This window comes from Duganella sp. OV510 (assembly GCF_900100205.1).
In the GTDB taxonomy this organism is placed as follows: domain Bacteria; phylum Pseudomonadota; class Gammaproteobacteria; order Burkholderiales; family Burkholderiaceae_D; genus Rugamonas.
Genome location: NZ_FNEQ01000006.1, coordinates 366856 through 391283 on the forward strand (window position 1 = coordinate 366856; position 24428 = coordinate 391283).

24 protein-coding genes are annotated in these 24428 nt (G+C 59.7%); 13 read left to right on the forward strand and 11 right to left on the reverse strand.

Features of this window, described 5'->3' with window-relative positions; genetic code table 11:
• Nucleotides 1–14 precede the first annotated feature (14 nt).
• From BLS51_RS18120 to BLS51_RS18150, 7 genes are read left to right on the forward strand one after another with little or no spacing between them, the layout of a single operon-like run.
• The gene (locus BLS51_RS18120; RefSeq protein ID WP_090185714.1) at nucleotides 15–1187 is read left to right on the forward strand and encodes an ABC transporter substrate-binding protein; all 1173 of its coding nucleotides are present in this window, start codon (nucleotides 15–17) and stop codon (nucleotides 1185–1187) included.
• An 11-nt stretch (nucleotides 1188–1198) separates the two neighbouring features.
• Complete coding sequence (locus BLS51_RS18125; protein ID WP_090185719.1) at nucleotides 1199–2119, forward strand: branched-chain amino acid ABC transporter permease; 921 nt, start codon at nucleotides 1199–1201, stop codon at nucleotides 2117–2119.
• Complete coding sequence (locus tag BLS51_RS18130; RefSeq protein WP_090185722.1) at nucleotides 2119–3129, forward strand: branched-chain amino acid ABC transporter permease; 1011 nt, start codon at nucleotides 2119–2121, stop codon at nucleotides 3127–3129. The genes BLS51_RS18125 and BLS51_RS18130 overlap by 1 nt, the downstream gene beginning before the upstream one ends.
• Nucleotides 3126–3878, forward strand: coding sequence for an ABC transporter ATP-binding protein (locus BLS51_RS18135; protein WP_090185726.1), 753 nt, complete (start codon nucleotides 3126–3128; stop codon nucleotides 3876–3878). Before BLS51_RS18130 ends, BLS51_RS18135 begins: the two co-directional genes overlap by 4 nt.
• Nucleotides 3875–4591 (forward strand): ABC transporter ATP-binding protein, encoded by a 717-nt coding sequence (locus BLS51_RS18140; protein WP_090185729.1) that lies wholly within the window; start codon nucleotides 3875–3877, stop codon nucleotides 4589–4591. The genes BLS51_RS18135 and BLS51_RS18140 overlap by 4 nt, the downstream gene beginning before the upstream one ends.
• Nucleotide 4592: 1 nt before the next feature.
• Nucleotides 4593–5246, forward strand: a complete 654-nt coding sequence (gene maiA, locus BLS51_RS18145) for a maleylacetoacetate isomerase (protein ID WP_090185734.1) — start codon at nucleotides 4593–4595, stop codon at nucleotides 5244–5246.
• Between the two features lie 43 nt (nucleotides 5247–5289).
• Nucleotides 5290–6381, forward strand: coding sequence for a porin (locus BLS51_RS18150; protein ID WP_090185737.1), 1092 nt, complete (start codon nucleotides 5290–5292; stop codon nucleotides 6379–6381).
• Between the two features lie 12 nt (nucleotides 6382–6393).
• Here the strand turns inward: BLS51_RS18150 and BLS51_RS18155 are convergent, their stop codons facing one another.
• Complete coding sequence (locus BLS51_RS18155) at nucleotides 6394–6573, reverse strand: tautomerase family protein (protein WP_090185740.1); 180 nt, start codon at nucleotides 6571–6573, stop codon at nucleotides 6394–6396.
• Nucleotides 6574–6700: 127 nt separating this feature from the next.
• Between BLS51_RS18155 and BLS51_RS18160 the strand changes: the two genes are divergently transcribed.
• Together BLS51_RS18160 and BLS51_RS18165 are read left to right on the forward strand one after the other, a co-directional pair.
• A complete protein-coding gene (locus tag BLS51_RS18160) occupies nucleotides 6701–7609 on the forward strand; it encodes a LysR family transcriptional regulator (RefSeq protein WP_090185745.1) in 909 nt (302 codons plus the stop codon).
• Between the two features lie 25 nt (nucleotides 7610–7634).
• Entirely contained in the window at nucleotides 7635–8621 is a 987-nt protein-coding gene (locus BLS51_RS18165) for an AraC family transcriptional regulator (RefSeq protein WP_090185749.1), read from the forward strand.
• Between the two features lie 9 nt (nucleotides 8622–8630).
• Here the strand turns inward: BLS51_RS18165 and BLS51_RS18170 are convergent, their stop codons facing one another.
• Both BLS51_RS18170 and BLS51_RS18175 read right to left on the reverse strand, forming a co-directional pair.
• Nucleotides 8631–10808 carry a beta-glucosidase gene (locus BLS51_RS18170; RefSeq protein ID WP_090185752.1) on the reverse strand — a complete coding sequence of 726 codons (2178 nt, stop codon included), beginning with the start codon at nucleotides 10806–10808 and terminating at the stop codon, nucleotides 8631–8633.
• 16 nt (nucleotides 10809–10824) lie between these two features.
• Nucleotides 10825–12948 carry a TonB-dependent receptor gene (locus tag BLS51_RS18175; protein ID WP_090185757.1) on the reverse strand — a complete coding sequence of 708 codons (2124 nt, stop codon included), beginning with the start codon at nucleotides 12946–12948 and terminating at the stop codon, nucleotides 10825–10827.
• 261 nt (nucleotides 12949–13209) lie between these two features.
• Here BLS51_RS18175 and BLS51_RS18180 point away from each other — a divergent pair, with 261 nt between their 5' ends.
• The 3 genes from BLS51_RS18180 to BLS51_RS18190 are packed head-to-tail and all read left to right on the forward strand — an operon-like array spanning nucleotide 13210 to nucleotide 17342.
• Nucleotides 13210–14928, forward strand: a complete 1719-nt coding sequence (locus BLS51_RS18180) for a GMC family oxidoreductase (protein WP_090185762.1) — start codon at nucleotides 13210–13212, stop codon at nucleotides 14926–14928.
• Between the two features lie 23 nt (nucleotides 14929–14951).
• Nucleotides 14952–16403, forward strand: coding sequence for an aldehyde dehydrogenase (locus tag BLS51_RS18185; RefSeq protein WP_090185766.1), 1452 nt, complete (start codon nucleotides 14952–14954; stop codon nucleotides 16401–16403).
• Between the two features lie 24 nt (nucleotides 16404–16427).
• Complete coding sequence (locus tag BLS51_RS18190) at nucleotides 16428–17342, forward strand: SphA family protein (RefSeq protein WP_090185770.1); 915 nt, start codon at nucleotides 16428–16430, stop codon at nucleotides 17340–17342.
• A gap of 28 nt (nucleotides 17343–17370) precedes the next feature.
• Here BLS51_RS18190 and dmpH read toward each other — a convergent pair whose 3' ends face one another.
• Genes dmpH through BLS51_RS18205 form a run of 3 tightly spaced genes read right to left on the reverse strand, consistent with a single transcriptional unit; the run spans nucleotide 17371 to nucleotide 19483 of the window.
• Nucleotides 17371–18159, reverse strand: a complete 789-nt coding sequence (gene dmpH, locus BLS51_RS18195; protein WP_090185775.1) for a 2-oxo-3-hexenedioate decarboxylase — start codon at nucleotides 18157–18159, stop codon at nucleotides 17371–17373.
• A gap of 59 nt (nucleotides 18160–18218) precedes the next feature.
• On the reverse strand, nucleotides 18219–18797 hold the full coding sequence (locus tag BLS51_RS18200; RefSeq protein WP_090185779.1) for a YceI family protein: 579 nt from the start codon (nucleotides 18795–18797) through the stop codon (nucleotides 18219–18221).
• Nucleotides 18798–18853: 56 nt separating this feature from the next.
• Complete coding sequence (locus BLS51_RS18205; protein WP_090185782.1) at nucleotides 18854–19483, reverse strand: NADPH-dependent F420 reductase; 630 nt, start codon at nucleotides 19481–19483, stop codon at nucleotides 18854–18856.
• A 131-nt stretch (nucleotides 19484–19614) separates the two neighbouring features.
• On the opposite strand from BLS51_RS18205, the gene BLS51_RS18210 reads away from it, so the two are divergent.
• A complete protein-coding gene (locus BLS51_RS18210) occupies nucleotides 19615–20499 on the forward strand; it encodes a LysR family transcriptional regulator (protein ID WP_307188156.1) in 885 nt (294 codons plus the stop codon).
• 70 nt (nucleotides 20500–20569) lie between these two features.
• Here the strand turns inward: BLS51_RS18210 and BLS51_RS18215 are convergent, their stop codons facing one another.
• The 5 genes from BLS51_RS18215 to BLS51_RS18235 all read right to left on the reverse strand — a co-directional run bounded on the left by BLS51_RS18215 (nucleotide 20570) and on the right by BLS51_RS18235 (nucleotide 24376).
• Nucleotides 20570–21040, reverse strand: coding sequence for a cupin domain-containing protein (locus tag BLS51_RS18215; RefSeq protein WP_090185790.1), 471 nt, complete (start codon nucleotides 21038–21040; stop codon nucleotides 20570–20572).
• Nucleotides 21041–21130: 90 nt separating this feature from the next.
• Nucleotides 21131–22507, reverse strand: a complete 1377-nt coding sequence (locus BLS51_RS18220; protein ID WP_090185794.1) for an MFS transporter — start codon at nucleotides 22505–22507, stop codon at nucleotides 21131–21133.
• A 9-nt stretch (nucleotides 22508–22516) separates the two neighbouring features.
• Nucleotides 22517–22993, reverse strand: a complete 477-nt coding sequence (locus BLS51_RS18225; RefSeq protein ID WP_090185797.1) for a nuclear transport factor 2 family protein — start codon at nucleotides 22991–22993, stop codon at nucleotides 22517–22519.
• 27 nt (nucleotides 22994–23020) lie between these two features.
• Entirely contained in the window at nucleotides 23021–23689 is a 669-nt protein-coding gene (locus tag BLS51_RS18230; protein WP_090185800.1) for a hypothetical protein, read from the reverse strand.
• Between the two features lie 75 nt (nucleotides 23690–23764).
• Entirely contained in the window at nucleotides 23765–24376 is a 612-nt protein-coding gene (locus tag BLS51_RS18235) for a nitroreductase family protein (protein WP_090185804.1), read from the reverse strand.
• Nucleotides 24377–24428: the final 52 nt, after the last annotated feature.

A 24428-nucleotide genomic window follows, 5' to 3' on the forward strand; every position in this document is an offset into this window, starting at 1 on the left:
AAACGGAGACAAAGATGAAAACGAAGACTAGTTGGGCAACCCTGGCCATGTGCGGCGTGCTGTGCACCGCCAACAGCGCGATGGCGCAAATCAAGGTCGGACTGATGGCGCCGCTGACGGGCGGCCAGGCCGTGGTGGGTCAAGACCAGGTAGACGGCTTTATGCTGGCATTGGAGCAGGCCGGCGGCAAGTTCGGCGGCCAGGCGGTGCAAGTCTTCAAGGAGGACGACCAGTTGAAGCCGGAGATCGGCAGCCAGGCGGTGCGTAAGCTGATCGACAAGGACCGGGTGGATGCCATTGTCGGCCTGAGTTTCTCCAACGTGATGATGGCCAGCCTGAAAAGCCTGACCGAATCGGGTACGGTAGCGATCCTGACCAACTCCGGTCCGTCGCCGATAGCCGGCGCCAGCTGTGCGCCGAATATTTTCTCGGTGGCCTGGCAAAACGATGGCGCCGCCGAGAGCATGGGCAAGTACATGCAGGACAAGGGTATCAAGCGTGTCTACCTCATGGCGCCGAACTACCAGGCAGGCAAGGACATGCTGGCAGGCTTCAAACGCTACTTCAAAGGTGAGGTGGTCGATGAGGTCTACACTCAAGTAGGCCAATCCGACTACTCGTCGGAAATCGCCCAACTGCAGGCTGCCAAGCCTGACGCGGTGTTCGCTTTCTATCCAGGCGGCATGGGTGTCAACTACATCCGGCAACTAAGCCAGGCCGGCCTGCTGACCAAGCTGCCCAACTATTCTGTCTTCACGGTGGACGGCGTCACCATGCCGGCGTTACGTGATGCCGCCGTGGGCACCACCTTCGGCGCCATGTGGGATGCCGCGCTGGACAACCCGGAAAACCGCGCCTTCGTCACAGCGTTCACGGCCAAGTACAAGCGCGTGCCGAGCGAGTATGCGGCGGCGGCCTATGACGCTGGCCGGCTGCTGAGCGTTGCGGTTGGCAAGCTGCAGGGCAAAGCAGGTGATAAACGTGCATTGGCGGCGGCGGTCAAAGCGTCCGGCGACCAGTTCCGCTCGGTGCGTGGACCGTTCAGCTTCAACAAGAACAATCTGCCTATCCAGAATTATTACGCCTTCCAGGTGGTGAAGGAAGGTGGCGCGCCGGTTGTCAAGAATGTGGCCACGCCGTTGACGCAGCACCGCGACGCCTACGCCGCACAGTGCCGCCTGCCGTAACGGAGCGGATCATGAGTATGAGTCTGTTATTGACCCAACTGCTGAATGGCTTGCAGTTGGGGGTGTTGCTATTCCTGTTGGCGGCGGGGCTGACGCTGGTGTTCGGCATCATGAGCTTCGTCAATCTGGCGCACGGTTCGCTGTATATGCTGGGCGCCTACTTCGCAGCGAGCGCATACACGCATACCGAGTCGTTCGGGCTGGCCCTGCTGGCTGGTGTGGGCGGCTGCGTGGTGCTGGGTTTCTTGCTTGAGCGATTGGCGATCTCCCGCTTGTATCGGCGCGATCACCTCGACCATGTGCTGGCTACCTTCGGCATGGTGCTGTTCTTCAATGAGCTGGTGCGTATCGTCTGGGGGCCGCAGCCTTACTTCCTTCCGGTGCCAGCTTTCCTGGAAAGCACGGTCGATCTGCTGGGCATCAGCTATCCGTCGTACCGCTTCGCGATCATCGTGGTTGGCTTGCTGGTGGCGTTGGGAGCGCATCTGTTGATGCACAAGACGCGCCTTGGCATGCTGATCCGCGCTGGCGCTGTCAATCCAGCCATGGTCGGCGCGCTAGGTGTGGACATCAAACTGCTCAACGCCTTGCTGTTTGCGCTGGGCGCGGCACTGGCGGGCTTGGCCGGCGTCATGGCCGGCCCCATTCTGTCGATCCAGTCCGGTATGGGCGAGCCGGTGCTGATCACCACCCTGGTAGTGATCGTCATCGGCGGCATCGGTTCGATTAGCGGGGCTTTCTATGCCGCGCTGATCGTCGGCGTGGCCGACACGCTGGGCCGCGCTTTCCTGCCAGCCTTGCTGCGCGAAGTCGCCAGTCGCGAGGTCGCCAATGCGGCGGGGCCGGCACTGGCATCGATGCTGATTTATGTCTTGATGGCGCTAGTGCTGGCCATCCGTCCGCAGGGCCTGTTCCCTGCCGGGAGAAGTTGATGAACGCCATATCCCTGAAGCCAGCGGTGCTAGTCCCGCTGTTGTTGCTGCTCGCGTTGGCAGCCGTGCCAGCCATCGCGCAGTTGACGGAACAGCCATTTTATCTGGCGTTTTTCGCCCGCATCATCATTTATGCGATTGCCGCCAGCGCTCTGAACCTGGCGCTGGGCTTCGGCGGCCTGGTCAGCCTGGGTCATGCCTTGTTCCTGGGACTGGGCGCGTACAGCGTGGCGATTCCGGCGTTCCACGGCATCGACAACGGCTGGCTGCATTTGTTGTGTTGCGTGCTGGTGTGCGGCCTGGTCGGGCTGGTCACTGGCGCAGTCAGCCTGCGCACTTCCGGTATAGGCTTCATCATGATTACGCTCGCCTTCGCGCAGATGGGCTACTTTGTGTTTGTCAGCCTGAAGCAGTATGGCGGTGACGACGGCACCACCATCGCCGCTACCAGCAAGTTCTTCGGCGCCGATCTGGGGCAGGCCGGTACCGTGTACTGGGTGGCGCTTGGCTTGTTGGCGCTGGTGCTGTGGTGGACCGCGCGCTTGCGGGTGGCGCCGTTCGGCATGGTGCTGCGTGGCGCACGGCAGAACCCACGTCGCATCAATGCGATCGGCCTGCGCAGTACGCGCTACCAGTTGGCGGCTTATGTGCTGTCTGCAGTGTTGTGCGGCGTGGCCGGCATGCTGCTGGCCAATCTGACAGCCTTTGCCTCGCCGTCGACGCTGACTTGGATGATCTCCGGCGATCTGATCGTCATGATTGTACTAGGTGGTATCGGCACCGTGTTTGGCCCATTGCTGGGTGCGCTGGCTTTCCTCGGCCTGGAGGAGGTGCTGAAAATGGCTACCGAATATTGGATGGCCGTGTTTGGTCTGGTGATTGTCCTGATCGGCGTGTTGGGCAAGGGCGGCATCGCCGGGCTGCTGGACAGCTGGGGTGCCCGTCGCCCGGCTCCAAAAGCGGCAAAGCCCGAGGCTGGGGTGGCAGTGCCGGCTGGAGAGCATCCATGAGCGCGCTTCAGACTTCGGCGCTGGTCAAGCGCTACGGCGGTATTCTGGTAACCGATCACGTTTCGCTCGATATTCGTCCCGGTGAGCTACACGCCATCATTGGCCCGAACGGTGCAGGCAAGACCACGCTGATCAACCAGCTCTCGGGTGAACTGGCTTCCAACAGCGGCGCCATCCATTTCAACGGCGAAGACGTTACCGGCTTGCCGATCGATCAGCGTGCGCGGCGTGGCTTGCTACGGTCGTATCAGATCACCTCGATCTTCGAGCAGTTCACGGTGCGGGAAAACGTCACCCTCGCGGCGTTGGGAGCGCGCGAGCACGGCTTCCGATTCTGGCTGCCGCTACTCGGTCGACGCGATCTGGCGCGCCAGGCTGACGAGGCACTGGCCGCATGTGGATTGGCGCATCAGGCCGAAGCCATGGCCGGCGATCTCGCCTACGGCCAACGTCGGCAACTGGAACTGGCGATGGCATTGGCAGCCAAGCCCAAATTCCTGCTGCTGGATGAGCCGATGGCCGGTATGAGCGTGCAGGAATCCCATGCTGTGGTCCGGATGCTGGCGGGGCTCAAAGGTAAATATTCCATCTTGTTGATTGAGCATGATATGGACGCGGTGTTCGCTTTAGCCGACCGCATCACGGTGCTGGTGTACGGCAAGGTGATCTTCACCGGCACGCCGGACGAGATCAGGAACCATCCTGAAGTCAAGGCGGTTTACCTCGGCGAGGAGGGCATCGAAGCATGAGCACCTTACTGAAAATCGATGGCTTGCAGGCGTCGTACGGCCATGCACAAGCCCTTTTCGGCGTGTCGATGGCGGTCGATGCTGGTCAGGTCGTCACCCTGCTCGGGCGTAACGGCATGGGCCGTTCGACCACCATCAAATGCCTGTTCGGGCTGCTGGCGGCGAAGGCCGGCAACATCGTCTTTGGCGGGCAGCCGCTGGCGCAGATGGCGTCGCACCAGATAGCGCGGCTCGGCTTGGGGCTGGTGCCGGAGGGAAGGCAGATATTTACCAACCTGACGGTCGAGGAAAACCTGGTGGCGACCGCGCGCGCGCCGCGTGCCGCCAACCAGCTGGAGCCGTGGACTTTGCAGCGCGTCTACCGCCTTTTCCCGCGATTGCAGGAACGGCGTAGCAACCTCGGTTGGCAGTTGTCCGGCGGAGAGCAGCAAATGCTGGCCATCGGCCGCGCGCTGATGACCAATCCACGCCTGTTGGTGCTGGACGAAGCGACCGAAGGACTGGCGCCGATCATTCGCACCGAAATCTGGAATGCGCTGGCGGCGCTGAAGCAGGAAGGGCTGTCGCAAATCGTCATCGACAAAAACGTAGGGGCGCTGCTGAAACTGGCCGATCGTCACTACGTGATGGAGCGGGGCATCGTGGTGTGGAGTGGTGACTCACATAAACTGCGCGGCGAACCAGAAATTATTCATCAATACCTCGGAGTTTAAAATGTCAGAACGCATCCTTCACAATTATTTCCGCAGCTCGTCCGCCTACCGCGTCCGCATCGCGCTCAATCTGAAGGGGTTGGCATATCAGTACGCTTCAGTGCACCTGAACCGAAATGGCGGCGAGCAGTTCGGAGCGCCGTTCGCGGCGCTCAATCCGCAGCGATTAGTGCCGGTGCTGAGCGAGCAGGGCATCGATATCAGCCAGTCGCTGGCGATTATCGAATACCTGGAAGAGCAATACCCTCACTCGCCGCTATTGCCTGAAGCCGCCGCTGACCGCGCTTATGTGCGTCAGCTGTCGCTGGCGATGGCCTGCGATATTCATCCACTCAACAACCTGCGGGTGCTGAAATACCTATCCGGTCCGATGGGCCAGCCCGACGATGTCAAACAAGCCTGGATTGCGCACTGGACCAAGGCGGGGCTGGACGCACTGGAGGAGGAGCTGGCGCGCGCGCCGCAACGCGGCCGCTTCTGTTTTGGCGACATGCCCACCATGGCGGACTGCTGCCTGGTGCCGCAACTGTTTAATGCGCAACGCTTCAACATTGATCTTGCACCTTATCCGACGCTGCGGGCGATTGATGCCGAATGCCAGAAGCTGGAAGCATTCGCGCAAGCCCATCCCGCACGCCAACCTGACGCCGAATAAGCGGCGTTGTAAGTAGTACCAAACTATAAAAACGGAGACAAAAATGAAAAATGCGATACAAGGCGCAGCCGCACTGCTGGCCGCCATCAGTGCCGGCACGGCGATGGCGCAAAGCTCGGTCACCATCTATGGCTTGCTGGACGAAGGCATTGTGCACACCACCAACGCCGATGCCGCCGGCCACTCGATCACTAAAATGCCGACCTTGACCGGCTCCTTCCCTTCACGCATCGGATTTCGTGGCACGGAAGATCTCGGCGGCGGCTTGCAGGCGGTGTTTACGCTGGAAGCTGGTTTGTTGATGGATACCGGTGGTTTAAGCCAAGGTAACCGTCTGTTTGGCCGGCAGGCATCGGTCGGGCTGAAAGGGGATTTCGGCACCGTCACGATTGGACGGCAAGTCAACATGACGTTCATGGCAATGCTCAAGTCGGATGTCATGGGGCCGAACCTGTTCTCGATAAGCAGCATCGACCCTTACATCCCCAATGCGCGCAGCGACAATGCCGTTGGCTACTACGGCGGGTTTAACAACGTAGTCGTGGGTGCTACCTACAGCACTGGCCGCGACAACTCAGCTGCGGGCGGCCCGGGCGGCACTAATTGCGGTGGCGAAGTCCCGGGCAACGCCAAGGCGTGTCGGCAAGTGACCGGCCTGGTGGGGTATGAAACGCCGGGCTACGGTTTCAACGTCGCCTATGACATCATGTACGGCAACACCGGCGCGGCCAACGGCCTTAGCAGCAGCAATAACAGCGACAAGCGCCTCATGCTGAACGGCTATCTCAAAGCTGGTGATGCCAGGATTGGCGCTGGTGTCATGGATCGTAGCACGCATGCGGTGACGGGGCTGACCGAGACCGATCTGTACTATCTCGGCGTAAGTTATCCGGTAACGCCGTTTGTCACGCTCGATACGCAGGTAGCGCGCCGCAACCAAAAAAGCAGCGACAACGATGTCACCATGCTGGTGGGCCGCCTGACTTATTACTTCTCGAAGCGTACAGCGGTGTATGCGGCGTTGGGGCGGATGAAGAATAGCGGCACCTCGGCGGTGTCGCTGGATGCTGGCGGAACGGTGGGCGCGGGGAAAACGCAGAACGGCGTGATGACCGGTCTGCGCCATAGCTTCTAACGCTGCGCGAGCTTATCCGAAGAGTTTTCCGGCACCGGCCCAGTCGGACGGCTTGACGTCTTCAAAAACGACGTAGATGTAGTTTGCATCCGTGCCGGTGTGCTTGACGATGCTTTCGGTGATTTCGGCAGCAACCACTGCCTTGGTTTTGGCTTCTTTGCCTTCAAACCAGGTGACTCGTACGACAGGCATAATGTTCTCCAGGTGAGTAAAGGTTGTAGCTTAAAGTAGCGTCGGCTTTGGATAAACAGGCTGTGCCTCACCATAGCGTCAACTTATTATCTACAATGAGGCTCTGTTTTGCAGCAATGGAGCTGGTATGATCGAAATAGAATCATTAAGCGGTATCGCCACTTTTGTCGCCGTGGCGCGGTCATCAAGTTTTACCGAGGCCGGAGAAAGACTGGGAATTTCGAAATCAGCGGTCGGCAAGGCAGTTTCCCGGCTCGAGGAGCGGCTGGGCGTCAAGTTGTTTCATCGCACCACCCGCCACTTGTCGCTGACGGCGGACGGCGAGGCTTATTTCGGCGTCTGTGCGCAGGCACTGGAAGGAATAGCCGAAGCCGAAGGCAGCCTGGGTAGTCGTCTGCTGGAGCCAGCAGGCAGGTTACGGGTCGATATGCCGGCTGCCTTTGGTCGCAAAGTCATGCTGCCTATCCTGCTGGAGATAGGCAAGGCGTATCCGGCGTTGCAACTGACGCTAACCTTCACGGATCACGTCATCGACTTGCTGGAGGAGGGCGTTGACCTGGCCATCCGTTTCGGTGCTCTGGAAGATTCCAGTGACCTGGTGGCGCGTAAGCTGACCAGTCACCGCTGGGTGATTTGCGCCACCCCTGGGTATTTGCGCAAGTTTGGCAAGCCGCGCACGCTGGCGGACATTGCGGCGCACCGCTGCATTGTCGGCTATCGTCGCGGCAGGCCATTGGCGTGGCATCTGACCGAAGAGGGCGTGCCCAGCCGTTTTGCGCCACCACCGACGTATCAGATCAGCGATGGTGAAGCGATGATGGATGCCGCACTGGCCGGCATAGGACTGTGTCAGATGCCGTTGGCGCTGTTTCGGCAGCACATTGAAGCGAGCCAACTGGTAACGGTGCTGGACGAGTTCACCACGCATGAGGTTGATGTCCATGCGGTATGGCCCAGGACCTCACACCTGCGGCCGAAGGTGAGGCATCTGGTGGACAAGTTGTTGGAGTTGGCGCAGCAGGGAAAATTAGACTAAAAATAATTCATGGGGAGACACCGTGATGTTCAGCGAAGCCGGTTTAAGATTATCCGATCGCTTCACCAGAGTCGCCACGCGCGATCTGGCGGAGGCAAGGCCAGCCATCGAGACACTGCAGGGCGCCTTTGTTGCGCGTCCGGCGCTGGCGCGTTCCGCCCGCGAACAGGCGGTGCATGTGCGGGCTGCCACTTGTGGCAATGTGGCGATCTCGACGTTCCAATTTGGTCGTACAGTAGAAATAGAGCCGCAGGGGTTGACGGGCGCAGTGCTGGTGACCACGGCAATTGCCGGCCGCGCTGGGTTAGGAACCCGCCACGGGCTATATGGCGCGCAATGTGGCGCCACCTTTGTTTCGCAGGAAGAGGATCGGCCTGTCTTCCTGTACGAACCGGATACGGAAGTCTTGAAACTGAGGTTTGATCGCAGCCGCTTTGAAGCCTTCAGCCTCAAGCTGCACGACGAGGCACCGCACGGCAGCTTGCGCTTCGATTACCGGATGCCATCTTCGGAAGCCAGTCACCGCTGGACTACCTTGCTGCGTTTCGTCGTGGCGACGGTGAATGCTTCGCCGTCGGTGATGGAATTGGCCAGCATGGAAGAACTGCTGATGATGACCTTGTTGAACATCCAGCCTAGCAACTATCACGTCGACCAGACCAGCAATGCGGTCAAGGCTACGCCGCGACAGTTTCGTCAGGCGGTGGAATACATCAATCAACATCTGGAAGCCGACATCCGTCTCAGCGATATTGCTGACGCAGCTTCCTGTAGCATCCGTTCGCTGACGCGGGCGTTCCACCTCGCCAGCGACACCACGCCGATGCAGTATTTGCACGGCTTGCGTCTGCAGAGAGTCAGGGCTGAACTCTCGCAGGCGCGCTTGCATGACAAGACCATTGCCGACATCGCTTACCACTGGGGTTTTCGCCACCTCGGCGAATTTAATCGCAAGTACCGCGAGGTATTCGGCGAAACCCCTTCAGAGACGCGTGCCGTGGCTGGCCGTTAGTTTTCGAGCTTAGGGCCTGATGGTCTGCGCCACCACCTGGGCTGTGCCCGCAAGCGCGGCATCATTCGCATGTTCGCCCACGGTGACACGGTATTCGCCAGCCGCCACGCTCCAGCCATTGATTGCCGGATCGTAGTGCGCGAGGAGGCGCGGATCGGCCACCAAGGTCACGCGCTGCCGCGCGCCCGGGTTCAACTGCACTTTGTCCCAGCCGATCAGGCGCAGCAGTGGCTTGCCTGCTGCCGACCTTAAATATACTTGTGGCACGTCGGCGCCGGCACGTGCGCCGGTATTGGTAATGTCAAAACTCACCGTCAAGGTTTTGCCGCCGGCGACCTGCAGATTCGAGACTGCGAAGCTGGTGTAAGAAAGGCCATAGCCGAACGGGAATAGCGGCGCTTGCTGGTTGCGGGCGAACCAGCGATAGCCGACGTCGGCGCCTTCATTCAGCACAATGTCGAAGGCGCTGTTCGGCGGCAAGCCCTGGCCAGGCAACTGGGGACGCGGCAATTGGTCCAGCGATTTGGGAAAGGTCATCGGCAGATGGCCGGATGGATTGACTTTGCCAAACAACACGTCAGCCAACGCGGCCGCGCCGTATTGTCCGGGGTACCAGGCTTCCAGTACCGCACCGCTGTCTTCAAGCCACGGCATCAGCACAGGATTGCCGGTCTCCAGGACCACCACCGTGTGCGGATTGACGGCGGTGATGGCGGCAATCAGCGCATCCTGGCCTTGTGGCAAGCTCAGGTCACTCACATCTTCGCCTTCACCGTTCCACTGTGTACCGAAAACAATGACCACCTCCGCATCCTTGGCCAGCGCGGCAGCGGCGGCGGGATAGCGGCCGTCGTTGAATACGATCTCGGCCTTCCCCGCATGGGCACGGATCGCGTCCAGCGGTGCCGGGCCGAACCAGAAGGCACGCCGGAACATCGTCTCCAGCGGGCCGACGCCGCCTAGCGGTTGGATCAGCGGTGGCGCGCCATACGGCGCTACCTGCGAAGAACCGCCACCGGACAGCACGCCGAGGCTGGCGTTACCACCAATGACGACAATGCGCTTGAGGTTGTCGCCCAGTGGCAGCAGGCGGTCGCGATTGCGTAGCAGGACCATGCCTTCGGCCGCAGCGCGCTGAGCGACTTGCGCGTGGGCGGCGTAATCGATAGGCGCTGGGGTGGCCGGATGTTCGAATAATCCCTGTGCGAACATTGAGCGCAACATGCGGCGCGCCATGTCCGACACCCGGGACTGCGGAATAGTGCCGGCGGCGACCGCCTGTTTCAGTGGCTCGCCAAAGTAGACTTGCTGGTCCAGCTGTTCCCCGGATTGGTGATCGAGCACACGGGCTGCACCGACCGAATGCACGGCGCCCCAGTCCGACATGACCCAACCCCGGTAGTCCCAGTCCTGCTTCAGCACCTTGCCCAGCAATGCTTCGTTTTCGCACGCATATACGCCGTTGACTTTGTTATAGGCACACATGACCGCGCCGGGCTGGCCACGCTCAAGGGCCAGCTTGAATGCCAGCAGGTCGCTTTCCTGCATGGCGGCGTCGCCAATGACGATGTTGTGATGATTGCGGCCGTTCTCGTAAGCATTCAGCGCGAAATGCTTCATGGTCGAGACCACGTGCTGGCTCTGCACGCCGGCAATCGATTCACCGGCGAGGATGCCGGCCAGCAGCGGATCTTCGCCCAGGTATTCAAAGTTGCGCCCGCCGCGTGGGTCGCGCGCCAGGTTGACGCCGCCGGCAAGAAGTACGTTGAAGCCTTTGGCATGTGCCTCGCGCCCGATCAGTGCGCCGCTGGCGCGCGCTAGTTGGGTATTCCAGGTGGACGCCAGCGCCAACCCGGATGGCATGGCGGTGGCGCTGTCGCCTGGGCGGGAATTGAGCGGGTTGGTGACGCCCAGGCTGGCGTCGCTTTCATGCAGCGCTGGTATGCCGAGTCGCGGCACGCCAGCGACGTAGCCGGCCGAGGCCAAGACACTGGCCGGCTTCTTATAGTCGCCCAAGTCCATGGCGAGTGGACTGTGTAGTAGTCCGATGCGCTCGTTCTGCGTGAGTTGCTGCTCCAGCAGGCGGGCTCGTTCGTCCGGTGACAGACGGCTGTCGCGCCAGTCTGCGCCTGTGGCGAGACTGTGCGCAGCCAATGCGGCAATGATAATTGAAAAGCGTTTCAGCATGTAGTCTCCGGGAGTATTAGAATGTGGCGCCGACACGCAGGCCGGCCAGTCTTGGCGGCGCAATGCTGACGTTGCCGATCGGCTGTGCGGTGTACGAGGTCATCACGTTTTTATCCTCGATATTGCGCACATAAGCCTGCACATACCACGCACCGGCCGCCGGCGTGTAGGTGAGCGTGGCGTCGCTCTTGTGAAAGCCATCCTGGCGATATTGACGCGGGATGGAAAAATCGCTCAACACATAGGAGCTGCTGTAGCGTGTGCCGATGTGTCCACTGACCGAGGCGCCACTGGCAAGATCCCAATGATGGGTGTATCCAAGCCCAACTGAACTGCGCGGTGATTTGTCCAGCCGCGCGCCGGACCAGTCGATGCTGGTGGTCGGATGATAGTTCTCGTAAGTGCTGTCCAGATAAGTCAGCGAGAAGTCGATCTTGTCGTTGTTGGTGATGGCATATTTTCCTTCCAGTTCCACGCCGGAGATCTTGGCCTTGGCAGCATTCCTTGTCTGTTGCGTGACTGCACCGTTGACCGGGTCCGCCACCAGCGAGGTCAGTTGGAGATTCTTGTAGTCATAGCGGAATATTGCAGCGGTCAGCTGAAGGCTGTTGTTGAGGAAACGGCCCTTGACGCCCGCCTCCAGCGAGGTCAGCTTTTCTGGATCATAGGTCAGGAAGGGATTGGAGGCGGTGGTGCCATCGTTGAAACCGCCGGCCTTGTAGCCGCTGGACAGGGTGGTGTAGAGCATGACCGACTTGCTTGGAGTGTAGTCGATGCCTAGCTTGCCGGTGGTCTGGGCATAGCTGACGGCAGCATCGTTGACATCGCGGGCAACCACCGGATTGCCATACAGCGAGAAACCCTGGCGCGATTTGTCGTCCTTGGTACGGCGCGCGCCTATGGTCAGGCGCAGGTCCGGCGACACGCTGTAGGTGAGGTCGCCAAACGCGGCCTTGGACTTCGAGATCGTTGGGTCCTGCACAAAGCGAAGTTCGCCGAGATCCGGAAAATTCAATACCTGGAAGTCCAGCCGCGATTGTTCCTTGAACCAGTATAGGCCGGCAATCGTGCGGAAGGCGCCAAACGTCGATGCCAGCCGTAACTCGTGCGAATTTTGCGTATAGCTGGCGTCGGCGTAGGTGTAGGTTGGCAGGGCGGACAGCCCAAAGCCGAACGGCTGCACTTCATCGCGGTCATAGCTGCGGTGTGCGGCCTGATATACAAGCTCACCGAGGCCGACATCGGCTTTCAACTCGGCGCTGTAGCCCTGGGCGCGATTGTGAATCTCGCCCTGAATATCGGGCGTGGCGGTACGTTGCGCGTCGCCGCTGGATGACAGGAAGCTGGTCACGGGTACTGCATACGGACCGGCGCCGCGCATTTCGCTGCTGTCGGCACTCAACAGCAGGCTGACCGAGGGGGCCAGCTTGAGCAGTGCATGGATGCGGCCCGAGATCGTATCTTCATCGTCGAAGTTGCGCTGCAAGCCCTGGGTCGAGCGCAGATAGCCGTCGTGCTTGCTGCCGGAAACCGCCGCGCGCAACGCCAGCGCATCGTTGACCTTGATGTTGAGCATGGCGTCAACCTTGCGCGTGCTGTAGTTGCCCACCTCGACCGCCGCACTGGCCTCGAAGCGGTCCGCCGGCTTGTTGGTAATCAGGTTGATGGCGCCGGCGGTGGCGTTGCGGCCGTACAGCGTGCCTTGCGGGCCGCGCAGCACTTCGACACGTTCAAGGTCGTAGAAGGCCAGTCCAGCTGACTGCGGCCGGGCGATATTCACACCATCGATATTGAAGGAGGCCGATGGATCGCCTTTCTCGGTGTTGTCTGCGCTGCTGACACCCCGGATGGCAATCACCGTGGCACCGTTGCTGTTGGCCACCTGGACGTTCGGCACCAGGTCGGTAAGGCTGGATGCATTGACCGCGCCGGCGCTTTTCAAATCATCACCGCTGATGACGCTGAGCGCGACCGGCGTCTTGGACGCCGGCTGGGCAACACGTTGCGCCGTAACCATCACTTCGACGATCTTGCCCTGGTTGTTGCTCTCTTCTTCCGATAGGTTCTGCGCCTGGCTGATCCCGCACATCATCATCATGGCGATGGCGTGAGCGATAGGGCGCTTCTTGAATCCATTCATCTTAGGTCTCCTTGTAGTTGTTTGAATGTCTTGTTTGGTGTGCGAGGAGGCTACGGGAAACACCGATAGGAGAGATAACGGAATCTGGTCAACGGCAACGGAAAATTGCCAAAATTTGAAGCTTGTCGTTTGCTACCAAATTCTGGCCATTTCCCGTCAGCGCTGGCCACATTCCGTAAGACGGTCAGCCATGATCGATCTACGCTGTGAAGAGATCGGACCCCGTCAGAGGGCCGGACATTAACCAGACTGGAGGAGACTATGTCGAACAAGGATCAGCAGGCGTCGCTGGAAGCGGCGTTTATTAAAGGCCGAATCGGCCGCCGCGACTTTATGCGCTTTATGGGCGCGGCCGGTTTGCTAGGCGCCGGCGTCAGTGCGCTCGCGGACAATCTTGATGCTATCCGCGCCAATCAGGCAGAACGGGGCAAGGCGTTGCTGGACGCCTATGACTACATCGTATGCGGTTCCGGCAGCGCCGGCTGCGCCATCGTTAACCGACTGGCGGCAGATCCGGATGTGAAGATTCTGTTGATCGAGGCCGGCGACTGGGACACCGCGCCTTCCATCGCCGACCCACGCCAGTGGTTTACCAATCTGGGTACGCCGCGCGACTGGGCTTTTGTCTCGGAGCGCTCGGCGCACGTCAATAACCGCGCCATTCCAGAGCACATGGGACGAGTCGTCGGCGGCGGCAGCAGCATCAACGCCACCATTTGGGCGCGGCCATTCAAGAGAAATCTTGATGACTGGGTTGCCGTGACTGGCGATCAGGATTGGGGCTATGAGCATGCGCTGGGGATCTATCGTCGCATGGAAAATTGGCAAGGCAAGCCGGACGCGCACTATCGTGGTCAGGGCGGTCCAGTCTGGTGCCAGCCTGCTCACGATCCGGCACCGATTGCTCCCGCCATGTTGCAGGCATGTGCTGCCCTCGGCTTGCCAGTGCTGGAGGACTTGAACGGCGCACGCGAAGAACGCGATATCGGTTTTGCGATGATGAACCAGATCATCAAGGACGGTCAGCGTCACAGCATGGCGCAAGCCTATCTGTACCCGGTGTTAGGGCAGAAAAATGTCACGCTGCTGGTGAATACCCATATTGACCGTCTCAGCTTGAGCGGCAATGAAGTGACAGGTGTTGAAATCACGCGTGACGGCAAGCCTCTGAAGGTGAAAGTCAACCGTGAAGTCATCCTGTCCACCGGGGCCATCAACACCCCCAAGCTGTTGATGTTGAGCGGCATCGGCGATCAGCAGGAACTAAAGCGTCACGGCATCAAGACCGTAATGCATGCGCCGGAAGTCGGCAAGAACTTCCAGGACCACATTTTGCACGGCGGCTGCCTGTGGGAATCTACCGCGCCGGGCGATCTGCGCAATAGCGGGGCAGAAGCGTCCGGCTTTATGCAAAGCAGCAAGCAGCGTCAGGGCGCGCCCGATCTTAACCTGGTGCAGATCGAACTGCCGTATGCGAGCGAAGTTATCGCCAAGAGCTACAGCCCGCCGGGCAATAGCTGGGCGCTGTGCGCCGGCCTGGTGCAGCCTAAGAGCCGTGGCCAGATTGCGCTGCGCTCGAATAAAAGCGGCGACAAGCCGGTGGTGCACGCGAACTTCCTGAGCCATGAGGATGACGTCAAGGCACTCGCAGTCGGGATCGAGATGTGCCGTGACATCGGTAATTCCGTGCCTATGCGTGCACACGTCAAGCGCGAAGTGGCGCCAGCCAAAAAGCTGGTCGGCAAGGAAATGGCAGATTTCATTCGCAACGGCGCCACCACCTATTTCCACGAAAGCGGCACCTGCCGCATGGGCAAGGATGATCGGGCGGTGGTGGATAGCAAGCTGCGTGTGAATGGTATTAAACGCTTGCGTATCGCCGACAGCTCGATCATGCCGCAAATCGTCTCGGTCGCCACCATGGCCACCTGCGTCCTGATTGGCGAGCGGATGGCGGAAATTCTGAAGGCAGAAGCCTGATTATTAAAACAAAGGAGAACAGCATGGATACCAAACTCATCATCGACAATCAACATGTGGCCGCCGCTGGTGGCGCGACCTATGCCCGCATCAGCCCGACCTCTGGGCAGAAAGTGACGGTGGCTGCCGCCGCCACGGTGGACGACGCCAATAAAGCAGCAACCTCGGCTGGCGTTGCCTTTAAAAGCTGGTCGCTGACCAGCCCGACAGAACGCCGCCGCATCATGTTGAAGGCGGCCGATGCGCTGGAGGCGAAGACGCCGCAGTTTATCGAGGCGATGGCGAATGAGGTCGGCGCCTCGGAATTGTGGAGCGGCTTTAACGTGATGCTGGCCGCCAATCTGTTCCGCGAAGCGGCTGGCCTTGCCACGCAAATCCAGGGCGAAACCATCCCAACCGACAAGCCGGGCGCGCTGTCGATGACGGTGCGCCAGCCGGCCGGCGTGGTGCTCAGCATCGTGCCGTGGAATGGCCCGGTGGTGCTGGCGGCGCGGGCCATTGCCTATCCGCTGGTGTGTGGCAACACGGTAGTGTTCCGGGCCTCGGAGGCGAGCCCACGGACACATCTGCTGGTCGCAGAGGCGTTGCTGGATGCCGGCCTGCCGCCGGGTGCACTGAACTTCCTGACCAACGACCCGGCCGATGCCGCCGACGTGATCGATGCGCTGATCGCCCATCCAGCCGTACGCCGCATCAACTTCACCGGCTCGACCAAAATCGGCCGCATCATCGCGCAGAAGGCTGCTACCCAGCTGAAACGCTGCCTGCTGGAGCTGGGTGGCAAGGCGCCGCTGGTGGTGCTGGATGACGCCAATGTCGACGCGGCGGTGCGGGCAGCGGTATTCGGTTCATTCCTGTATCAGGGACAGATTTGCATGTCGACCGAGCGCCTGGTGGTGGACACGGCGGTGGCCGACGAGTTTGTACGCAAGTACGCGGCACGCGCCCAGGAACTGCCGGTTGGCGATCCGGCCAAGACCGCAGGTTGCGTGATCGGCCCGATGGTGAGCAACGAGAATGGCGCACGGTTGAATGCATTGATCGATGACGCAGTCAGCAAGGGGGCCAAGCTGGTGTGTGGCGGCCACGCCGAAGGCGCAATGATGCCAGCCACCATCCTGGACCATGTCACGCCCGACATGCGTATTTACGACGAGGAGACCTTTGGTCCGATCACCACGGTGGTGCGGGTGCAAGGTGCTGAAGAGGCGGTACGGGTAGCCAATGATACTGCCTACGGCCTGTCCGCAGGCGTGTTCGGCCACGACGTCCATCGCGCACTGTCGGTGGCGCTGCAGATCGATGCCGGCTGCGTGCACGTGAACGGCGCAACGGTGCAGAACGAGGCGCAGTCGCCATACGGCGGCACCAAGCACAGCGGCTATGGCAAGTTCGACGGCCGCGCTGTCATCGATGAATTCACGGAACTCAAGTGGATCACCATCGAGCCTGAAAATCAGCAATACCCATTCTGATAAAAATAATAGAGGAGACAAATCATGAAAAGTAACCGAGGTATCCGCACGCGCTGCACTGCGGCAGCCGTGTTCGGCGTCGCGCTGTGTGCGCCTGCGCTCGCCACAGAAGGCGGCGGCAGCATCTATCCGAACGGTGTAGAAAACTTCCTGGCCGGCGCCATGCCGCCTCCGGGATTCTATCCGCTGGTGTACGCCACCAGCTACCATGCGACAGAACTGCGAGATGATCGCGGCAACGATATTGCCGCTGCCATCGGTGGCTTCAAGGCGGACGTGGCCGGTGTGATTCCACGCTTCATCTGGGTCACCGACCAAAAGGTTCTCGGTGGTCAGTTGGCCGTGCATGCAATTGTTCCGCTGCTGAATGTCGATGTGCGCGTCGGGTCGAATAAGAACCGCAACACCGGCATCGGCGACATCAATCTGGCAGCGGCACTCGGCTATCACGTCTCGCCGGAGCTACATTACGTGGTGGCCCTGGAGACCAATGCGCCGACCGGGCGTTACGACCGCAACGATGTCGCCAGTATCGGCCGCAACTACTGGAACATCGAGCCGCTGATTGCCATCTCTTACATTCAGTCCAAAGGGCTGAATGCAGATCTGAAGCTGATGTACGACTACAATTTCCGCAACAAGGATACCGACTATAAATCCGGCCAGGAGTTGCACGCGGACTATGCGTTGGGCTGGGGGATAGGTAATGGCTGGGCCTTGGGCGTCAGTGGCTACATCTATCGCCAGATCAGCGATGATAAAGTTGGCGGCGTAGCGGTAGCGGGCTGGAACCGTGGGCGGGCGTTTGCGATCGGTCCGTCGCTGCGCTATCAAAACGATAAAGGCTGGATGATCACCGCGAAGTACGAGCGGCAGTATGAGGTTCGTAACCGTTCCTCCGGCGGCGCGTTCTGGATCAAGACGCTAATTCCGCTTTAGCAGCGAAGTGCCGGGCGGCAGCGTCTTCTCAAGTGAACTGCATGGATATGCTGCCGAGCCCGTCGTAGTCTACGGTTATACAATCGCCTGCATGCACCGGCACCGCCTCGGTGGCACCCCCCGTCATGATCAGCACCTCTGCGGGGATATACCTACCGCGCGAGCCCAGCATATTAGCCAACATCGCCACACTGGCGGCGGGATGACCGAGTACATCGGCGCCTGAACCGACTGCTGCGACAATGCCGTTCTTGCGTAGCGAAATTTTAAGCTGTGGCAGATCCAAGCTGGTGACGTCGAGGTGGCGCTCGCCGACCACATAGCGCGCTGCCGAGGTATTGTCGGCGATGACGCTCCTGGCGTCGAAGCGAAAATCCTGATAGCGGGAATCGATCACTTCCACTGTTGCGACGATATATGCGGTGGCTGCCAGTACATCCTCGATCTGGCAATCCGGCCCGTGTAAGGGATGCTTGAGAACGAAACCGAGCTCCGCTTCGACCTTGGGGTGTATCAGTTGTGCTGTGCTGATCTCGGCGCCGCTGTGGAGCGCGTGATCGGCATTGAGAAAACCATAGATCGGTTCTGATACGCCCATCTGCCGGATCTTGGCGGCTGAGGTCAGTCCCATTTTCAATCCCTGGATATTTGCACCGCGCGCGGCCTTGGCGTCGCGAATGGCGTCCTGAATGGAATAGGCATCTGCCAGATCCATTTCGGGATGTTCTTCGGTGAGCATGCTGATCGGTGCGGCGTTAAGTTCCGCCTGCTCCAGACGGTGGGCTAAGGCGACAATAGAGGGGGTGGGGAGTGTCATTGCGGAGTTGTTCTGTGTTGGAGACGCCCAGCCGAGGCTGGGCGGGTCAAGCTTATTGCTTATTGCTTGATGCCTTCTGCCTGAATGCGCAGCGTAACTGGCATCTTGAAGCCGTAACCCTTGCCGTAGTCGATACCGAAATCTTCACGGCTAAACGTGGCGATCGAGTCGGTGCCGCAGACTTCCTTCTTCATCATTGGATTCTCAAAGCATTTGTACGACAGCACTTTGAGGTTGAGCGGCTTGGTTACGCCATGCAGCGTCAGTTCGCCGATCACCTCGACTGGAACGTTGCCTTTGAATTTAAACGAGGTGCCCTTGTAGCTGGCGGTCGGGAACTTGGCGGTATCGAAGAACTTGTCGCCCTTCAGTTCAGCATCCAGCACGCCGTTGCCGATGTCGACCGAGTTCAGGTCGATGGTCACGTCCAGCGTGCCTTTTTTAGCGGTGGTGTCCAGCGTGAAGCTGCCGCTGCTCTTGTTGAACTTGCCGCGCCATACCGATACGCCACCGAAGTGGTCGGTTTCAAAGCTCGGGTAGGTGTGGCTAGGATCGAGTTGGTAAGTGGCTTCGGCGGCGCCGGCGCTCAGCGAGACGCCGAGGCTCATCAGGGCAGCGATCAGAAAGGTACGTTTCATGGTTTTCTCCAGGTTGGGATGATATGGGGCAGGCGGCAAGCCGCCCACCGCTTTGCTTATTGAATGCCGATCCAGCTTGGGGCGATGCTGGTGCCGAGACCTGCGCCGTAGCCGAAGTAGATGTTCAGGCCGCCGAGCGGTTCAAGGTAGCGCGCATTTTTAAGTGGGCCCGCATCGACCGGTGCGAAGCCGATGCTGTCGATCAGGCTGCGCACGGTTTCACGGCCTTGCTCGGTATCAGCGGCGAAGTAGACCGGAATCTTTTGGCCATTCAGTTCCGGGCCGCCTGCCAGTACCTGGGCGAATACGGTATTGAACGCTTTGACCACTTGCGCACCCGGAATCGCGGCGGCGATTTGCTCCGCTGCCGAAGTGCTGTGGCCGATGGTCAGGCCCATGTAGTCAGCAGTCAGCGGATTGGTAATGTCGATGACCACGCGGCCATCCAGGTTGCCCAAGGCTTTCAGCGCAGGTACCGCATCGGCAAAGCCGGTGGCAACGATCACCACGGACGACTCGCCAAGCGCGCTGGCTGCAGGCGCGGCTTTGACACCGGCGAACTCGGCGGCCAGTTGGGTTGCCTTGTCCAGGTCGCGGGCGGTGATGGTGATCTGGTGGCCGGCTTTGGCCAGTTGTTGTACCAGGCCACGGCCCATGTTGCCGGCGCCAATAATCGTGATATTCATCTGTTGCTCCTTTAAGTTGGCCACCAGGCGGTAGCCGATGAGTAGACTTTACCGATATCTCACAGCGAGATAAATATGGCTTAGAATGATTGTTTGTTCCGAATTCCGAGCCAATGGACAGATTCCAGGAAATGAAAGTTTTCGTCGCGGTGGTCGACAACGGCAGCTTTGTCCGTGCCGCCGAGGCGCTCAACAGCTCGAAGGCAGCGGTCTCCCGGCTGCTGGCCGATCTGGAGCGACGCTTGGGCGCCAGGCTGCTGAACCGTACCACCCGCAAATTGTCCCTGACTGATGACGGCAAAATGTTCTATGTCCGCTGCACCGAGTTGCTTAACGCGCTGGAGGAGGCCGAGTCTGAACTCAATATGCGTACCGGAGAGGCGGCAGGTCATTTGCGCGTCACCGCACCAGTCACATTCGGAAACAACCTGCTGGCGCCGCTGTGGGGCGACTTTTTGGCGCAACACCCCAAGGTGTCGCTCGACGTCAATTTGTCGGACCGTACAGCGGATCTGGTGGAGGAGGGATTGGACCTGGCCGTGCGGATCGCGCGCGCGCCGCATCCGGTGTTTATCGCGCGCAAGCTTGCAACCACCCGGATGGTGGTGTGCGCCTCACCGGAGTATCTGGCAGGGCACGGAACGCCGAGGCATCCGCAGGATATTGCGGCGCACGAGGTAGTGTCCTACACGTACTGGTCCTCGCGCGACGAGTGGGAATTCAAAGGGGGCGATGGCATCGTGGAAACCGTCAAGACGCGGCCCCGGATGCACGCCAACAGCGGCGACACCTGCGTGGCAGCCGCATTGAAACACCATGGCATCGTGATGCAGCCGGATTTCCTTCTATATGAGGCGTTGCGCGCGGGCGCCCTGGTGCGGCTGCTGCCGGATTACGAGGCGGTAGAGTTGGGCATCTACGCGGTCTATGCCTCGCGCCGGCAACTGCCTTTGAAGTTGCGCTATCTGATCGATTTTCTAGTGGAGTCGTTTCAGGATCCAGTCTGGCATGATTAGCAGCTTGCAGTGTGCTCTCCGGCTAAATTCCGATCTTCATCTTGGAGCCGGCTACTGTGGTCACCATGCGTTAAAGTACCTGCTCACAGGTACTGCTGAACTGCACCATGATTTGGACGCAGGGATGTGCCCCTATCTGTCCGGAACGGTGGTTGATCTGCGTTGTCGCGCCGGAGTCGCTCACGTCTTCACCCCAATGTATGTCGCCCGGGCCCATCTCAATCCGTTGCCCATCCTGGGTTTCGATGAACCATCTACCAGTCAACACGATTACCCATTGCAAAGCTGGGCTCGGATGCCATTCTCCGACCCAGCCAACAGGCATGATGTTGAACCAAACTGCCTTTACATTGCCCTGAAACTCACGCATCCAGAATGGATCTGCATCGCCGCTTACACTCTTGCGGATGAAATCCGCCAGTTCCTGTCGCTCAATAGTCGATTGGCCATCGGCGTTTGGCTTCATATGCCAGAAGGGCAACGTGGGCGGAGTTTGCGGATCGCCCGCATCAGACTCCATTTTATCCAGCTGGTTTTTCATGCTTGCCTTTCATGCGACGAACGCATTCAAAATTCAACGAGTGAGCGAATAATCACGACCAATGTTAAACGCTTTGTGCAATCGCACCGTTCACGGGTGCAACGTGTCCGCTTGGCTTGCCAACGGTATTTTGCGAAGGACAAGTAGTGTAGCTAGCAGGGCACAGCAGGCCGCCAGCATTGCGTGCGACATCCCGCGCATAAAGTTGGCGCTGTCTGGTGAAGAGATCAAGGTGCCAAATAACGCCACGCCAACTACGCCCCCCATCTGCCGGGCCGTCGCCATCAAACCGGAGGCTACACCAGCGTCATTTTTGCTCACTGCCGACAGCATTGAGTTAGTGATGGAGGGAACGGACACTGCGCTGCCAATACCAACCAATACCAACGCTGCATTGAGCCAACCAATCGGCGTTGTTGCGCTTAACCGAGAAAGAGCGAGAAAACCTGCAGCTTGCAACAGAAAGCCGAACGTGATGATGCGGTTTGCGCTAACAGTGCGTGCAACCCGCGATGACACTACAGATGAAGCAGTCAAGACGGCGGTGAGTGGAATGAACGCGACTCCGGTTTGTAGTGGGCTGTAGTGCAAAATGGTCTGATAGTAGATGCTCAGGGCAAACACGGTGCCGTAAAAAGTCATATTGATGACGGCCCCGCACAACGAAGCCGAGGCCAGAACCCGGTTCGTCGCCAGCCTGCGGGGCAGCATAGGGCTGGCAGCCGTTTTCTCGATTTGTACAAAGAGGGGCGCAAGTAAAAGCGCGAGAACAAGCGCAGTCACAGGCGCTGCAGTCCACCCTTCGTTGCTGGATTCCGTGAGGGCGTAAGTTAGCGCGGCCAGGCATATTGCTGAGACGCTCTGACCTTGAATGTCCAACTTCCGCGCTACCTTCGGCGAGGGGGAACCGTAACGCATGATCAGGGCAATCGCTGACGCGCCGATTGGTACGTTCAGCAAGAATATACTGCTCCAGCCAAGATGTTGGATCATCAAGCCGCCAAGAACCGGCCCGGCTGCGAGCGCCAAACCGCCGCACGCGCCCCAAATGGCCACGGCGGACGCGCGCTGGATGGGATCTGTGAATGAAATGCGTATGATCGTCAGCGACGTCGGCAGGAGCAGAGCCGCTCCAATGCCCTGAAGCAGGCGCATGGTGATTAACTCGGTCAAGCTATGCGCAAGGCCACAGCCGATCGACGCTAGCGTGAACGTCACGAAGCCGAAAACGAAAACCGCCCGTGCGCCAAATTTGTCGCCCAGCACACCGCCCAGAATAAGCAATGCAGAAAATATCAGCGCATAGCTGTTGATGACCCATTGCAGACCTGTCAGGTCGGTAGCGAAGGCGGCTTTAAGCGGACCGAGTGCGACGTTCACGACGCTAACGTCGAGTTGCACCACGAGAAAGCCCAGGCAGGCAGCGATCTGGATCGCGATATGGGCGGGCGTCAAGCGGGAGGTCATGGCCTTGGCTTACTGCTTGAACTTGAGCTTGGAGCCGTCGAAGGTGGTTACCATGCCGGCCATCATGCCGTCATGGGTGATGTAAGCATCTGAACCGTAGTAAGGCTCCGCCAGGAAGGGCGCTTCGGCCTTCCAGTACACCACCAGCGTGTCGCCGAATTTGGCGGTGCTTTGTGGAATGAAGCGAATGCCCTTCAAACCGTTTGGACGCGGCGTGACGAAGCCGATAAACAACTTGCCGATCGCTTCACGGCCTTTGCTGACCTGGCCGTTCAGCATGTGGACTTCGCCATTTTCGGGGAATTGTGCCACCAGGCGGTTCCAGTCGCTTTTGTCAACTGCGTCCAGATGCTCGGCCAATACCTTTTCTGGCGTGGCTTGTGGCTTCATCGGTGGCAGGGGAAGCGACTCGGCCGACCAGGCGCTAGCGCTGGCCAACAAACAGATCGTGGTGGCAAGGGTCAGGCCGCGTAGGGTGTGGTTCATGTTGTGGTCCTCGTTAAATTTCTTGATTTAATGATTGGGGTTAAGCTTCAATGGGGTCCAGTTTAAATTCGTGAAATAGCCGACCGTTCCGGATTCAATCCAGAAGCCGATGCCTCCACGCTGCGCTGCGCCATGCTTCAAGTCCGTGACGATCAGCGTCGGCCGCGCTGCGTCGTTGACGTAGAGGCGCGCCGCGTCGCCGCGCACTTCAATGCTGAGATGTGTCCATTGATCGAGCGCGACGTCGACATAGGATTCGTATTTCTCAGGCGACTCGCGCCGCAGTCGTGCGAAGTCGAAATCCGGATAGGAGAAATACTGGGCCGAGTGATTGCGGCGAATCTGATCGTCAACCTGGCTGTTGGCCGGGCGCAAATACAGTCCTTCAAAACTCAGGTTGTCGCCGATACGGAAGGCGACGCCGATGAAGCCTCGGGCGTACGCTGGCGCGTCGGCTGCCAGCGTGCTCGCCACGTCCAGTTCGATCGTACCGTCGGTGAAATCCACCGGCAGCCACGCCAGCATCGCGCGATCCGTGAGGACCTCTGTATTCGCATCCTGGTACGACGTCGCCGGCATGGACATCTTGAATGCCTGCCGACCCAGGTATTGGCTTTGCTGCAGTTGCACGCCCCTTACTTGAAAGCTGGCGATATCCTGATTGCCAACCTGATGCACATTCTGTGCGTTCGCCATAAGAACTCCAGTAGCTGACAAGGTCATCATCAAAAAATATCGCCTTAAGTTGCGTGCGCTCGCCTTCATTTCAATTTAGGCGAAAGCCAACACGTCGTTGATCTGCTTGCGTGGTTTCTTCGGCCAGTTGGATGGGCCTGGCTGGCCGACGGTGACCAGCATCACCGGCACCTCGGTGGGTGCCAGGCCAAAGGCTGCGGCGACGCCGGCCTGATCGAAGCCGATCATCGGGCAGCTGACCAGGCCCTTGCCTTGTGCTGCCAGCATCAGGGTCATCGCTGCCAACGCGCCGGAGCGGATCGCTTCGTCACGCTGGAAGGTCTGGTTGGCGCCGTACATATTCTGAACTGCGCCAACCCAGCCGTTGAAGATGGCTTCGTCGATGATGCCGGCGTCGAGCGTTGGCTGCAGCGCGGCCGATACCGTCAGGTGCGGCTCCAGCGTGCCGCAGATGATGAAGGTCACTGCCGCCTCGACGACTTTGGGCTGGCCGAACGCCAGTGGCAGCAAGCGCGCCTTGGCCTCGGTGCTGCGCACGGCGATGAATTTCCAGTTTTGCAAATTGAATGCGGACGGCGCCTGCGTGGCGAGGTCCACCAGTTCAGCGATTTCCGCTTCCGACATCTGGTGCGACGAGTCGTAGCTGCTGGCGGAGGTACGGGCTTTGATTAATTCTGCGATGGTCATAGGTTGCAATCGTGTGTATCGTTGGAAGGCTGTCAGCTTAAGCGGTGCGGCG

Bases quoted from the DNA above. Each gene is read 5' to 3' on its own strand.
- BLS51_RS18120 (WP_090185714.1), top strand. From the start codon at position 15: ATGAAAACGAAGACTAGTTGGGCAACCCTGGCCATGTGCGGCGTGCTG.
- BLS51_RS18125 (WP_090185719.1), top strand. From the start codon at position 1,199: ATGAGTATGAGTCTGTTATTGACCCAACTGCTGAATGGCTTGCAGTTG.
- BLS51_RS18130 (WP_090185722.1), top strand. From the start codon at position 2,119: ATGAACGCCATATCCCTGAAGCCAGCGGTGCTAGTCCCGCTGTTGTTG.
- BLS51_RS18135 (WP_090185726.1), top strand. From the start codon at position 3,126: ATGAGCGCGCTTCAGACTTCGGCGCTGGTCAAGCGCTACGGCGGTATT.
- BLS51_RS18140 (WP_090185729.1), top strand. From the start codon at position 3,875: ATGAGCACCTTACTGAAAATCGATGGCTTGCAGGCGTCGTACGGCCAT.
- maiA (WP_090185734.1), top strand. From the start codon at position 4,593: ATGTCAGAACGCATCCTTCACAATTATTTCCGCAGCTCGTCCGCCTAC.
- BLS51_RS18150 (WP_090185737.1), top strand. From the start codon at position 5,290: ATGAAAAATGCGATACAAGGCGCAGCCGCACTGCTGGCCGCCATCAGT.
- BLS51_RS18155 (WP_090185740.1), bottom strand. From the start codon at position 6,573: ATGCCTGTCGTACGAGTCACCTGGTTTGAAGGCAAAGAAGCCAAAACC.
- BLS51_RS18160 (WP_090185745.1), top strand. From the start codon at position 6,701: ATGATCGAAATAGAATCATTAAGCGGTATCGCCACTTTTGTCGCCGTG.
- BLS51_RS18165 (WP_090185749.1), top strand. From the start codon at position 7,635: ATGTTCAGCGAAGCCGGTTTAAGATTATCCGATCGCTTCACCAGAGTC.
- BLS51_RS18170 (WP_090185752.1), bottom strand. From the start codon at position 10,808: ATGCTGAAACGCTTTTCAATTATCATTGCCGCATTGGCTGCGCACAGT.
- BLS51_RS18175 (WP_090185757.1), bottom strand. From the start codon at position 12,948: ATGAATGGATTCAAGAAGCGCCCTATCGCTCACGCCATCGCCATGATG.
- BLS51_RS18180 (WP_090185762.1), top strand. From the start codon at position 13,210: ATGTCGAACAAGGATCAGCAGGCGTCGCTGGAAGCGGCGTTTATTAAA.
- BLS51_RS18185 (WP_090185766.1), top strand. From the start codon at position 14,952: ATGGATACCAAACTCATCATCGACAATCAACATGTGGCCGCCGCTGGT.
- BLS51_RS18190 (WP_090185770.1), top strand. From the start codon at position 16,428: ATGAAAAGTAACCGAGGTATCCGCACGCGCTGCACTGCGGCAGCCGTG.
- dmpH (WP_090185775.1), bottom strand. From the start codon at position 18,159: ATGACACTCCCCACCCCCTCTATTGTCGCCTTAGCCCACCGTCTGGAG.
- BLS51_RS18200 (WP_090185779.1), bottom strand. From the start codon at position 18,797: ATGAAACGTACCTTTCTGATCGCTGCCCTGATGAGCCTCGGCGTCTCG.
- BLS51_RS18205 (WP_090185782.1), bottom strand. From the start codon at position 19,483: ATGAATATCACGATTATTGGCGCCGGCAACATGGGCCGTGGCCTGGTA.
- BLS51_RS18210 (WP_307188156.1), top strand. From the start codon at position 19,615: ATGAAAGTTTTCGTCGCGGTGGTCGACAACGGCAGCTTTGTCCGTGCC.
- BLS51_RS18215 (WP_090185790.1), bottom strand. From the start codon at position 21,040: ATGAAAAACCAGCTGGATAAAATGGAGTCTGATGCGGGCGATCCGCAA.
- BLS51_RS18220 (WP_090185794.1), bottom strand. From the start codon at position 22,507: ATGACCTCCCGCTTGACGCCCGCCCATATCGCGATCCAGATCGCTGCC.
- BLS51_RS18225 (WP_090185797.1), bottom strand. From the start codon at position 22,993: ATGAACCACACCCTACGCGGCCTGACCCTTGCCACCACGATCTGTTTG.
- BLS51_RS18230 (WP_090185800.1), bottom strand. From the start codon at position 23,689: ATGGCGAACGCACAGAATGTGCATCAGGTTGGCAATCAGGATATCGCC.
- BLS51_RS18235 (WP_090185804.1), bottom strand. From the start codon at position 24,376: ATGACCATCGCAGAATTAATCAAAGCCCGTACCTCCGCCAGCAGCTAC.